We start from the raw sequence: 10934 nt of genomic DNA, 5'->3' as shown, positions 1-10934 counted from the left end.
CCCACCCGGTGCCCACCGGCGCGGCAGGCACTGGAACGGGCACCCGCCGGGATGGCGGCCGGCCGGGCGCGGGCGTCGGGGTGGGGTGGTGGCCGCGGTCAGGGTCTGCGGACCTCGTACTGGAAGCAGCCGTACTCCACCGCCCGTACGTGCACGAGCGCGACCCCCGGGTCGGCGAAGGCGCCGTGCAGGGCCTGTTCGACGGCCGCCTGGGCCTGGTCGGGGTCGTCCGGCAGCCGCACGAGCGCGCCTCCCGTGATGCGGCCTTCGCCGCTGTAGCGGCGGAGGACCCGGGACGCCCCGGTCTCGGCGAACGGGTAGCCGAGCGCCGCGTCGGGGCCCGCGCACCGGTCGGTGTGGATGAAGACCGGCCCGACCTCGTCGTAGGCGCCCGGGTCGACGCCGGCCTCCGCCGCCCATCTGCGCAGCGGGGCGTACGACACCAGGGACACCGGCTCGCCGGCGCGGCTGCGGCGCAGGCAGCAGCGCAGGGGCGCTCCGTCCATGTCGTACGCGTGGACGCGGGGGACGACGCCGGCGTCGTCGCGTGCGCGGAGCTCGTCCAGCACGTCGGGGGCGATGGCGTTCGGCTGGTAGGTCACGGTCGTCATGCGTCCAGACTGCGTCAGGGCGGGCCCGCGGTACTGGCGGGAATCCGACATCACGTCCGGTCAGGGGCCCGGCGTCGTGGGCGTCCCGGCCGGGCCGATCACGCGGCTGATGATCTCGGGGGCGGGCTCGCCGCCGAGCAGGGCGCGCAGTTCCGCGACTCCGTGCCGCCGTTCGGCCGGGGTGAGCGCGGTGTACCGCTCGATCCGTTCGTTGAACGTCCGCCGGAACCGGGCGTAGAGCGCCTCGTCCCGCCGTACGCGGGTGGCGATCCGTACGAGCTCGGCCGTACCGGCGAGGTCGTCGGCGGGCACCGGGTGGTCGGGCAGGACGTCCGCGAACCGGGCCGCGCCGCGGCCCAGCAGCGTCCCGGCCAGGCGGTCCAGGGTGTAGACGTGCGCGGTGTGCTGCTCGTGCGTGGCCAGCGGCAGCCGCTCCAGGGCCAGCGCCTCGTGAAGCGCCGTGAGCCCGGGGGCGAGCAGCTGGTACGGGGTGGTGGCCACCGCCTGGAGGAGGCGCCGCTGCGGGAGCAGCCGGCAGTCGGCGCGGCGCCCCGCCACCGTGACCGTCCGCTTCCGGTGCCCGCCGAACGGCCCGCCGCAGACCAGCACGCGGCCGAAGCGTGGCCAGTCGCGCAGCAGGTCGGGCAGCCACCGCCGCAGCAGGAGCAGGTAGTCGTGGTGGGCGTCGAAGTCGAGCAGGGAGTTCCGGAACCCGCCGATGTCGACCAGCAGGTCGTGGGCGGGCGCGGCGTCCCGGTCGACGGTGCGCAGCCCCTCGCCGTCGATGACGGGTCCGGCCAGGTGCGCCGTGAACCCGTCGGCGGCGGAGGCGAGTTCGGCGGCGCGTTCGGGGACGCCGGGGAAGTTCTGCACCACCCGGTGCGTCGCCAGCAGGTGGGCGGCGACGACACGCTCGTGCGGGGTGAGGCCGTCGAGGTGGCGGCGCGCGGCCGTCAGCGAGGACCGGGGTAGCGCGGCGCACCGTTCGTGGAGGCGGCCGAGCGGCTGCCGCACCCGCCAGAAGCCGAAGAGGCTGTCGACCATCACGACTGGCCGGCCCGCCACCACGGCGCGGACCACCAGGTCGGCGTCCATCACGGACACCACCAGGTCGCACTGCGCCACCAGTTCGCCGGCCGCGCGGTCGGCGGCGTCCGGGGTCATCCCGTCGGTGGCGCGCACGGTGTCGAAGGCGTCCGGGTTGCGCCGCGCGAACGCCGCCGCGATGCCGTCCCCGACGAACACCCGCCGGTGTCCCCGCAACAGCCGGGAGACGGCGACCAGTTCGGACGCGGGCCCGAAGCCGCAGTTCTGGGCGCCCAGCAGGATCCGCACGTCACCGCCCCGGTCGCCGGCCGCCGGGCACGGCGCCCGGCTCCGTGCCGCCCAGTGCGTCGAACACCTCGGCCAGCCGGCGGGCGAACTCCACCGGGTACCGGGCGTAGCCGGCGTGGCCGCCGGGGAACAGCTCCATGCGGCAGCCCAGCATCCGGGCCAGTACGACGGCGGGCCGGTGCACGGTGTGCGTACGGGAGTCCCGGCCGCCCGCCGTCGCCACCCGGTCCCGCACGGCGGCGAGGGCCGCGGTGTCCGGAACGTGGCGCGTCGCGGGGCCGATCACCCGGGTGAGGAAGAACGCCGTGTTGTCGTGGGCCCGCGGCAGCACGGGCGCGGGTGTGTTCCCGTACAGGGCCTGCAGGAGGCTCATCGCGGGGACGAGGCCCGCGCGGCGGAACGTCGCGCGGACGTCGTCGACGAGCGCCAGCTGCTCGCGCGCGTCGGGGAGCAGCGCGAGGGCGGGCGGTTCGTGCGCGACCGTCCACAGCGGCCGGCCCGGCTGCCGTGCGGCGAGTTCGAGGGCGACCTGGCCGCCCGAGCAGCTGCCGAACACCCGCACCGGCTCGTCCGGTCCGAGGAGGTGGTCCAGCAGGCGCAGCGCGTCGTCGGCGTGCTCTTCGACGCGCTGTTCCACGGGCGGGCCGTCCAGGGCGCTGCGGGAGTTGCCGCGCGGGTCGTAGGTGATGACGCGGTGGCCGGCGGACAGGGCTGCCGCGACGCGTTTGAAGACGGCCGCGTCGGAGTTGCCGCCCGCGATGAGCAGCAGCGCGGGGCCGGCTCCGCGCTCCTCGAAGTGGAGGCGGGCACCGGGCACGGCCAGCGTGCCGCTCGTACGGGGGTCCATCGCGCTCCTGGGGCCGAGACCTTCGGGACCGTCGCCGCCCCAGGGTCACACGGTCCGTGCGGCCGGTGAAGGGCGTGCGTCCGTTCCGCGCGCGCCGGCGGACGGCGGCCGCGCGCCCCCGCCGCTCCCGCGCGCCGGTCTGGGGCACGGCGGCGCCGGGCAGGACTCCCCCCGGGCCCCGCCCCGTCCCCGCCGGCCCCGACCCGCGCCCGCCGCGCCTCCCCCGGTCCCCACCCGCACGCGGGCGGGTTCCTCGCCCCGCGCCCAGGCCCGTCCTCCCGACCCGGCCCGCCCGGCCCTGTGGCCGGGTGTCCCACCGCGTTCCTCGCCGTTCCGCCACGTCCCGAACAGGAGGCCGCATGGCCACTTCACGGAAGCGTCTTGCCGCTCTGGCGGCAGGTGCCGTCCTCGCCGCGAGCGCCCTGGTCACCGCCCCGGCCGAGGCCGCGCCGGCCGCGCTGCTCCAGTGCCAGGGGAGGGAGTCCACCTCGTACGACCCGCCGCTCCTCTTCCAGCCGAGGGAGGTCGAGATCACCATCGAGGGCCGCTTCGACTCGTGCGTCGACGCCGCCGGGGAGGTCACGGGCGGGGCGTACGGGGAGGCGTTCACCCTCCACGCCGGCTGCAACAACCTGCTGGACGGCTTCCGCGACCGGCGGACGTTCACGTGGAGCACCGGCGAGAGCAGTGTCGCCGACATCGCCGGCTCCACCACCGCGGTCGCCGGGCAGGTCGTCACCACCCTCACCGGCACCGTGGTCGACGGCCGCTACGAGGGGCGTTCGCTGGTCCAGGTCATCACCCTTCCGCAGCCGGACCTGCTGCTCTGCCTCACCACCGGGCTCCGGGGCGCCACCGGCGTCACGACGCTCACCCTCAGCTGAGCCGCCCAGGGGCCGTCGGCGCCCGCCGGCGGCCCGCCCGACGGACCGGAGGAGACCGGTGTGGCCGACATCGGCGACGTACGGAGCGTCCTGACCGACCTGGGCATCGCCGCTGAGCTGCTGCGCGGCGACGCGCGGCTGCGTGCCGACCTGGGCCTGGACTCGGTCGATCTGTCCCAGCTGCAAGTGGAGTTGGCCGAGGCGCACGGTGTGCGGTTCGACCCGTGGACCGGCCACGACCCCACCGTCCGGGAGGTGGCCGCGCTCGTGCGCGAGGCGACGGCGGACGTGGAGCTGCCGGAGCTGCCGCTCACGGGCATCGGCAAGGTCGACAAGGCCCGGCTGCGCGCCGACATCCGGGCGCGTGAGACGACGCCCCCGTACTGAAGGGGCGGCGGGGCGGCGGGCGGCCGGCCGGGGCCTTGCCCGCGCACGGGCGCCCGCCGGACGGGCCGGGGGCGGTGCCATCCCGGCACGTGGCCACCGCCCGCCGGACCGGCCGGGGGCGGTGCCGCCCCGGCACGTGGCCATGGCAAGCTGGACCCTTCGATCACCAGGGGGGTTGTCCATGGCCGGCGTGGAACATACGCGGGAGAGCCGTTGAGGCGGGCGGGCAGGGCCGTGTGCGCCGCGGGCGCGCTCGTCCTGCTCCTCGGCGGCTGCGACGCGTTCGTCACCGACCACACCCCCGAGCGGGTCAGGAACGGCACGAACGAGCTCGACCTGACCGTGACCGGGCGCCCGACGCCCGGCAGCCTCGCCGTCACGGAGCACGTGCTGGCCCGGCTCAAGGCGCGCGACGCCGCCGGCCTCGCCGGGTTCGCGAAGGACGGCGCCGGCCGGGAGGACGACGCCCGGCGCTGGGTCGCCCGCTGGGGCGACGCCGCCCAGCGCCCGGCCACCGCGCACCTCGCCACCGGCGAGAAGGGGGACGCCTTCGCGGAGGTCCGCTTCACCGGGGCGCGCGGCACCCTGTCGCTCATGCTGCTGCCGGAGGACGAGGGCGACCCGTACGGCGACAGCTTCGTGGTCGCGCTGGACGAGGACGGATAGGCCGCCCAAGTCCCTTCGCCGGCAAGGGACATGGGGTGGGCGCGCGTCGTCCGGCCCGGCTCCGTACACTGGCCGCATGGCATGCCGCATCAGTGAGCTGGTCATCGACTGCGCCGACGCGGAACGGCTCGCCGCGTTCTGGAGCGAGGTCCTCGGCTATGTGGAGCTCGGCCGGGAGGACGACGGCAGCATCGAGATCGGCCCGCCCGGCACCGGGTTCGGCGGCCCGCTCCCCACTCTCGTCCTCAGCCCGAGCAGCGCGCCCCGCACCGGCAAGCTGCGGCTGCACATCGACGTCAGCGCCACCGACCGCGACCAGGACGCGGAGCTGGAGCGGCTGCTCGCCCTCGGCGCCAGGACCGTCGACGTCGGGCAGACCGGCGACGAGGACTGGCACGTCCTGGCCGACCCGGAGGGCAACGAGTTCTGCCTCCTGCACCGCCGGATCCCGCCCGTCTGACCGCCCGGCTCCCCCGGCGAGCCGCTTCACGGCCCGACGGCCCCGGCCCGCCGTGGAGTCGCCGGCGCGGTCGGGGCCGGGGCGTTCCGCCACCGCACCCGCCCGTCCGGGCGGCCGCCGCGCCGCTCGCCGCCCGAGGAGAGGGGAGAACATGGCTGAGCTGGACCTTTCGGCCGGCCCTGTCGAGTACGAGGACACCGGGGGTGACAAGCCCGTCGTGGTCCTGCTGCACGGTGTGGCGATGGACGGCTCCCTGTGGCGGAACGTCGTGGCGTCCCTGCGCTCCGACTTCCGCTGCGTGGTGCCGACGCTGCCGCTGGGCGGCCACCGCCGGCCGATGAGGCCGGACGCCGACCTGTCGGTCGCGGGGGTGGCCCGGCTCGTCGCGGAGTTCCTCGACCGGCTCGACCTGCGGGACGTCACCCTGGTCATGAACGACTGGGGCGGGGCGCAGGCCCTGGTCTCCGAGGGCCGGGACGAGCGCGTCGGGCGGCTGGTCATCACCTCGTGCGAGGCGTTCGACAACTTCCCCCCGGGCCTGCCCGGGAAGAACCTGTACGCCTCGGCGAAACTGCCGGGCGGCATCCGCCTGGCCTTCACCCTCCTGAAGTGGAAGCCGATGCGCCGGCTTCCCGTGACCTGGGGGTGGATGAGCAAGCGGCCCGTGCCGCACGAGGTGATGGACGCGTGGTTCCGGCCGCTGTGGACGTCGCCGGAGATCCGCCGCGACCTGCGCACGTACGTCCTCGGGGTGCCGCCGGCGGGCGAACTGCTCGCCTGGGCGGAGAAGTTGCGCCAATTCGACCGGCCGGCGCTCGTGGTGTGGGCCGCCGAGGACAGGGTGATGCCGCCCGAGCACGGGCGCCGGCTCGCCGAGCTGCTGCCGAAGGGGCGGCTCGTGGAGATCGAGGACAGCTACACCCTCATCCCCGAGGACCAGCCGGACCGGCTCAGCGCGTGCATCCGGTCGTTCCTGCAGGCGGGCGACGCCTCCCCGCCGTAGCCGCCCGGCGTACGGGACCGCCGCCCGGTGTACGGACCGCCCTGCGTACGGGGCCGGGCCGACGTACGGGGCCGGACGGTCCGTACGGGGCCGGCCAGGAGTACGGCCGTGGCGGCACGGCCAGGAGTACGGCGGGTGCGGGCGCCTCGAGGGGCGCGCCCGCACCCGCCGTCCGGGCTCAGTCGGCGCCGGTCACGGTGTCCGGCCGGGGTGCGGCCGGCTCCCCCGCACCGGCGTGGGGCCGCAGGAAGGCCAGCGGTGCGGCGACGGCGGTGGCCGCGGCCATCACCCCGGCGGTGACCGCGGCGTCACCGGTGAACAGTCCGCTCGCCGCACCGGTGAACAGCGCCACCAGCAGCGCCCGGCCGCTCATGGTCAGCGAGGACGCCGCACCCCTCAGTTCGGGGAAGACGCCCAGGGACCGGCCGAAGACCACCGGGTACAGGGCGGCGAACCCGGCGCAGAACAGGGACAGCGACACGGTCGTGACCACCGGTCCGTCACCGAGGACGAGGAACAGGCCCGCCCCCGCCACGGCGGCCGCGACACCGCACGCCACGGTCCGGCCGGGTCCGCCGAGCAGCGCCATGACCCGCGTGGCGCACAGGCTGGTGAGCGCGAACGACGCGACGACCACCAGCAGATGGCCGGCGAACGCCGTCGTCGACAGGCCGAAGGCGCCCGTGTACAGGAACGGACTGGCCGCGATGAACACCATGTACGCGGCGAACAGCAGACTGGGCACGAGCGACGCGGCGACGAACTCGCCGCTGCCCAGCAGCCTGCGGTAGCCCGCCGCGACCTCGCGCACGCCCACGCTCGCCCGCCGCGCGCCGGTCTCGGGCAGGAACGCCGCCATGAGCAGCAGCGACACGAGGGTGACGGTGAAGACGACGGCGTAGTTGCCGCGCCAGCCGAGGGCGCGGTTGACGACGCCCCCGAGGGCGGGGGCCGCGGTCATGAGGGCGGACATGGCGGCGTTGGCCAGCCCGAACATCCTGAGCATCCGCGGGCCCTCGTAGACATCGGCGATGATCACGAAGACGAGGACGACGGACGTGCTGGCGCCGACGCCCTGGACGAACCGGGAGACGAGCAGGAACTCGATGCCCGGCGCGACGGCGCAGCCCAGCGCGCCGAGCAGCATGACGGTGTTCCCGGCCAGCATGACGCCGCGCCGGCCGAACCGGTCGGAGAGGGGGCCGTGGACGAGGGCGCCCAGGCAGTAGCCGAGGAAGTTGAGGGTGACGGTCAGTTGGACGGCCGCCTCGGAGGCGTCCAGCGCCCGGGCGATGTCGGGGAAGCTGGGCACGGACATGTCCAGCTCGATGATGGTGCCGGTCAGCGCCGCGATGAGCAGCGCGGGCAGGAATCCGTTCTTGTTCATGGCCTCGTGTGGGAGGGGCCGGCGCAGGGCGGACCACGGGTCCGGGCGAGGGCGCGACGGACCGCGGGCACGCCGGGAACCGGCCGGTGAAGGGGAAATGGGCACGGGAAACCGCGCCGTGCCGGAGCGGTGGCGCTCACGGCAAGGCTCAGCGGTGCGTGGTGAGTCTTCGAATCAGCGGCCACCAGGCGGCCTGAGCGTCACGCGGCCTGCGGCGCGCCCGCTCGCCACCCGTGGCACGTGTCACCGACGGCAACGTGCCCCTCCTGCGACGATCCCCGGAACAAGATCCGCGGAAGCGAGATCCGCGGAACAGGAATGCCGCCGCCCATCGTAGTCCCGGCGCCCCCGTCCGGCAGCCCGTTTTCGCGCGGACCGGGCCCCGCCCGCCGTACACCGCCTGACGGCTCGCGCGGGCTGTCAGCGGCTTGTGGGCCCGCTGTCAGGGCCGTCCCGCACGATCCCTCACGGACCCAGGGAGGCTCCCATGACACTCGCCATCCAGGCAGAAGGCCTGGTGAAGCGGTTCGGATCGCATACGGCGCTCGCCGGTGTCGATCTGTCCGTACCCGCCGGGACGATTCTCGGCGTGCTCGGCCCCAACGGCGCCGGCAAGACGACGACCGTGCGCATCCTCTCCACGCTCCTGCGGCCCGACGAGGGCAGGGCCACCATCGCCGGGTACGACCTGCTGCGCCAGCCGGTCGCCGTGCGCCGCCGGATCGGGCTGACCGGGCAGTACGCGTCGGTCGACGAGGAGCTCACCGGCTTCGAGAACCTCGTGCTGATCGGCCGGCTGCTGGAGATGCCGAAGGCCGACGCGCGGGCGCGCGCGGCGGAGCTGCTGGAGCGGTTCTCCCTGACCGACGCGGGCGGGCGGCCGGTCAAGACGTACTCGGGCGGTATGCGCCGCCGCGTCGACCTGGCGACCAGCCTGGTGGGCCGCCCCGAGGTGCTGTACCTGGACGAGCCGACCACCGGCCTCGACCCGCGCAGCCGCAACGAGGTGTGGAACGTCGTCCAGGGGCTGGCGCACGACGGTGTCTCCGTCCTGCTGACCACGCAGTACCTGGAGGAGGCGGACCGCCTCGCCGACCGGATCACCGTCATCGACCGGGGGCGGGTGGTGGCCGAGGGCCGGGCGGACGAGCTGAAGAAGCGCACGGGCGGCCAGACCCTCCAGGTGCGGCCCGCCGACCCCCGCGACGTGCCGGAGGTGGTGCGCATCCTCGGCCTGCTCACCGAGGCCGAGCCGACCGCGGACCCGGACACGGGACTGGTCACCACGCTCGCCGACGACACGGTGCTCATGTCGGCCCTGGTGCGCCGGCTGGACGAGGAGGGCATCGCGGTCGACGAGCTCGCGCTGCGGCTGCCGAGCCTCGACGACGTGTTCCTCTCCCTCACGGGGCAGCCCGCCGCGGACACCGCCGGAAACGGCACCGGACCGGCCGTGGAACGGAGTGCGGTATGAGCGTCGTCACCGAATCGGCCGCCGCCCTGCGGGTGGGGCCGGTGCGCGGCCTGAAGCACAGCCTGACCCTCGCCGGGCGGAACATCCGCTACATCCTGCGGTCGCCGGCCACGCTGGTGGACACGATCATCCAGCCGGTGCTCTTCCTCGTGGTGTTCGCGCTGCTCTTCGGCGGCGAGATCGCGGGCGACTGGCAGGCGTACCTCCAGCCGCTGGTGCCCGGCCTGATGGTGCAGATCATCCTGTACGCCAGTGTCGGCACCGGGCTCGCGCTCAACACCGATGTCGTCAAGGGGGTTTTCGACCGGTTCCGCAGTCTGCCCATCGCGCGCTCCGCCCCGCTGGTGGGCGCCGTCATCGGCGACGTGGTGCGCTACGCCCTCGCCCTGGTCGTCCTGCTCGCACTGGCGTTCGCCATGGGTTTCCGGGTCAGGACCGGCCCGGTCGAACTGCTCCTCGCGATGCTCCTGACGATCGGTTTCGGCCTCACGCTCTGCTGGCTCTCCGTGCTGATCGGCATGGCCGCGCAGAGCCCGCAGGCGGTGCCGGGCATCACGATGGCGCTGGTCCTGCCGCTGACGTTCGGCAGCAACATCTTCGCCGCGCCGGAGACGATGCCGGACTGGCTGCGGTGGTGGGTGGGGGTGAATCCGGTCAGTCACTTCGTCGACGCGACGCGCGCCCTGACGCTCGGCGGGGACGCCTCGGGGCCCGTGATGACGAGTCTCGCCTGGATGGCGGTCCTGTTCGCCGTACTGTTCCCCCTGGCCGTACGAGCGTACGCCCGTCGGACAAGATGAGTTCGTCCCGGCCGGGCACATTGGCCGGCGAAAGCAGGGCAGGAGGACGTGGTGTTGACCGTGCACTTCACTCACGAGGACATCGCCAGAACCCATATGGAGCCCATGGCCCGCCCCGGGGCGGAGGCACTGTTCGCGCTCGGCCACCTGGAGCGATTAGCGCGGCAGAGCCGGGGCGTGGGCCGTTGGGTCTCGCACGCGCGCGCCTGGATGGCGGCGCAGCCCTGCCGCCACCCGGGGCTCCAGCACGCGCTGCGGCTGCGGGATGAGCTGCTGCCCTTCCTGCTGGCGCGGCCCGCCCCGGACCGGGACGCGGAGCTCGCGCCGGACACGCGACGGGCGCTGGCGGCGCTGGCCGAGTTCCAGAAGGCGTGCCTCCTGCCCTACCGGACGAGCCTGCGCGAGATGCTCGACGAGACCCGCCTGTGCTACTCGGACATGGTGGCGCGGCTGGGCCTGGCGGCGACCCTGGAACGGCTGCAGTACAACGCCAAGTGGGAGGCGGGCACGCTGACCGTCGACGACGGCACGGACCGCGAGGTGTTCCTCGACGGCCAGGGGCTGAAGCTGGTGCCGTCGGCGTTCCTCAGCGGCACCCCCCGGCTGTACACCTGGCGGGAGGGGGCCGCCGAAGGCGGCGCGGCCGAGCGCCGGCCCGGCCCGCCGGCGCACATCCTCGTCTTCCCGGTGTGCCCGCACGGGCTGGCGTCGACGGCGCTCGTGAAGGACACGCAGCGGCCCGCCAAGCCGCTGCCGCAGCTGCTGGGACGGACCCGGGCGGCGGTGCTGGAGCGGCTGACGCGGCCCCAGTCGACCAGCGAACTCAGCGCGGCGCTGCGGATATCGGCCACCACGGCCAGCGAGCACACATCGGTCCTGCGCGGCTCCGGGCTGGTCTCCACGACGCGCAACGGCGGCAGTGTGCTCCACGAGGTGACCGCGCTCGGGGCGCTCATGCTGAACTCCCCTCCGGAGCCCGCCCGTCCGTGGTGCCGGGACTGCGCGGACCGGCGTGCGGAGGGAACCCAGGCGAAGGAGCTCGTCGCGTGAGATGATAATCGTGAGGAATTTCCGGGAGAT

General features: G+C 74.8%; 12 protein-coding genes. 8 read left to right on the top strand and 4 right to left on the bottom strand.

Annotated elements, in window-relative coordinates; translation table 11 throughout:
- Window positions 1-98: 98 nt before the first annotated feature.
- From ACSUPT_RS23335 to ACSUPT_RS23325, 3 genes are read right to left on the bottom strand one after another with little or no spacing between them, the layout of a single operon-like run.
- Entirely contained in the window at window positions 99-611 is a 513-nt protein-coding gene (locus tag ACSUPT_RS23335; RefSeq protein ID WP_436945433.1) for a DUF1203 domain-containing protein, read from the bottom strand.
- A 60-nt stretch (window positions 612-671) separates the two neighbouring features.
- Window positions 672-1946 carry a hypothetical protein gene (locus ACSUPT_RS23330; protein WP_436945432.1) on the bottom strand — a complete coding sequence of 425 codons (1275 nt, stop codon included), beginning with the start codon at window positions 1944-1946 and terminating at the stop codon, window positions 672-674.
- A 1-nt stretch (window position 1947) separates the two neighbouring features.
- On the bottom strand, window positions 1948-2793 hold the full coding sequence (locus tag ACSUPT_RS23325; protein WP_436945431.1) for an alpha/beta fold hydrolase: 846 nt from the start codon (window positions 2791-2793) through the stop codon (window positions 1948-1950).
- A 359-nt stretch (window positions 2794-3152) separates the two neighbouring features.
- Here ACSUPT_RS23325 and ACSUPT_RS23320 point away from each other — a divergent pair, with 359 nt between their 5' ends.
- The 5 genes from ACSUPT_RS23320 (at window position 3153) to ACSUPT_RS23300 (ending at window position 6193) form a co-directional block, all read left to right on the top strand.
- Entirely contained in the window at window positions 3153-3677 is a 525-nt protein-coding gene (locus ACSUPT_RS23320) for a hypothetical protein (protein ID WP_351968040.1), read from the top strand.
- A gap of 60 nt (window positions 3678-3737) precedes the next feature.
- Complete coding sequence (locus tag ACSUPT_RS23315) at window positions 3738-4064, top strand: acyl carrier protein (protein ID WP_365731806.1); 327 nt, start codon at window positions 3738-3740, stop codon at window positions 4062-4064.
- 213 nt (window positions 4065-4277) lie between these two features.
- Complete coding sequence (locus ACSUPT_RS23310) at window positions 4278-4730, top strand: hypothetical protein (RefSeq protein WP_436945430.1); 453 nt, start codon at window positions 4278-4280, stop codon at window positions 4728-4730.
- A 76-nt stretch (window positions 4731-4806) separates the two neighbouring features.
- On the top strand, window positions 4807-5190 hold the full coding sequence (locus tag ACSUPT_RS23305; RefSeq protein WP_436945429.1) for a VOC family protein: 384 nt from the start codon (window positions 4807-4809) through the stop codon (window positions 5188-5190).
- 151 nt (window positions 5191-5341) lie between these two features.
- Window positions 5342-6193 (top strand): alpha/beta hydrolase, encoded by an 852-nt coding sequence (locus tag ACSUPT_RS23300; protein WP_365728979.1) that lies wholly within the window; start codon window positions 5342-5344, stop codon window positions 6191-6193.
- A gap of 178 nt (window positions 6194-6371) precedes the next feature.
- On the opposite strand, the gene ACSUPT_RS23295 is transcribed toward ACSUPT_RS23300, so the two are convergent.
- Entirely contained in the window at window positions 6372-7580 is a 1209-nt protein-coding gene (locus ACSUPT_RS23295; RefSeq protein ID WP_436945428.1) for an MFS transporter, read from the bottom strand.
- Window positions 7581-8067: 487 nt separating this feature from the next.
- Here ACSUPT_RS23295 and ACSUPT_RS23290 point away from each other — a divergent pair, with 487 nt between their 5' ends.
- Genes ACSUPT_RS23290 through ACSUPT_RS23280 form a run of 3 tightly spaced genes read left to right on the top strand, consistent with a single transcriptional unit; the run spans window position 8068 to window position 10904 of the window.
- Window positions 8068-9054: an ATP-binding cassette domain-containing protein gene (locus tag ACSUPT_RS23290; protein ID WP_351968046.1), complete on the top strand. Its 987-nt coding sequence runs from the start codon at window positions 8068-8070 to the stop codon at window positions 9052-9054.
- On the top strand, window positions 9051-9854 hold the full coding sequence (locus ACSUPT_RS23285) for an ABC transporter permease (RefSeq protein WP_351968047.1): 804 nt from the start codon (window positions 9051-9053) through the stop codon (window positions 9852-9854). Before ACSUPT_RS23290 ends, ACSUPT_RS23285 begins: the two co-directional genes overlap by 4 nt.
- Before the next feature lie 60 nt (window positions 9855-9914).
- Window positions 9915-10904, top strand: coding sequence for an ArsR/SmtB family transcription factor (locus ACSUPT_RS23280; RefSeq protein WP_436945427.1), 990 nt, complete (start codon window positions 9915-9917; stop codon window positions 10902-10904).
- The last annotated feature ends 30 nt before the right edge of the window (window positions 10905-10934 follow it).

This window comes from Streptomyces sp. SudanB25_2051 (genome assembly GCF_964272635.1).
GTDB lineage: Bacteria > Actinomycetota > Actinomycetes > Streptomycetales > Streptomycetaceae > Streptomyces.
Note: the sequence above shows the minus strand (reverse complement) of the source record. Positions and strands in the feature narration are given on the sequence as shown.

What these genes read in the sequence shown, in the direction of transcription:
- ACSUPT_RS23295 (WP_436945428.1), bottom strand. Translation starts at nt 7,580, where the DNA reads ATGAACAAGAACGGATTCCTGCCCGCGCTGCTCATCGCGGCGCTGACC.
- ACSUPT_RS23290 (WP_351968046.1), top strand. Translation starts at nt 8,068, where the DNA reads ATGACACTCGCCATCCAGGCAGAAGGCCTGGTGAAGCGGTTCGGATCG.
- ACSUPT_RS23305 (WP_436945429.1), top strand. Translation starts at nt 4,807, where the DNA reads ATGGCATGCCGCATCAGTGAGCTGGTCATCGACTGCGCCGACGCGGAA.
- ACSUPT_RS23320 (WP_351968040.1), top strand. Translation starts at nt 3,153, where the DNA reads ATGGCCACTTCACGGAAGCGTCTTGCCGCTCTGGCGGCAGGTGCCGTC.
- ACSUPT_RS23325 (WP_436945431.1), bottom strand. Translation starts at nt 2,793, where the DNA reads ATGGACCCCCGTACGAGCGGCACGCTGGCCGTGCCCGGTGCCCGCCTC.
- ACSUPT_RS23335 (WP_436945433.1), bottom strand. Translation starts at nt 611, where the DNA reads ATGACGACCGTGACCTACCAGCCGAACGCCATCGCCCCCGACGTGCTG.
- ACSUPT_RS23300 (WP_365728979.1), top strand. Translation starts at nt 5,342, where the DNA reads ATGGCTGAGCTGGACCTTTCGGCCGGCCCTGTCGAGTACGAGGACACC.
- ACSUPT_RS23285 (WP_351968047.1), top strand. Translation starts at nt 9,051, where the DNA reads ATGAGCGTCGTCACCGAATCGGCCGCCGCCCTGCGGGTGGGGCCGGTG.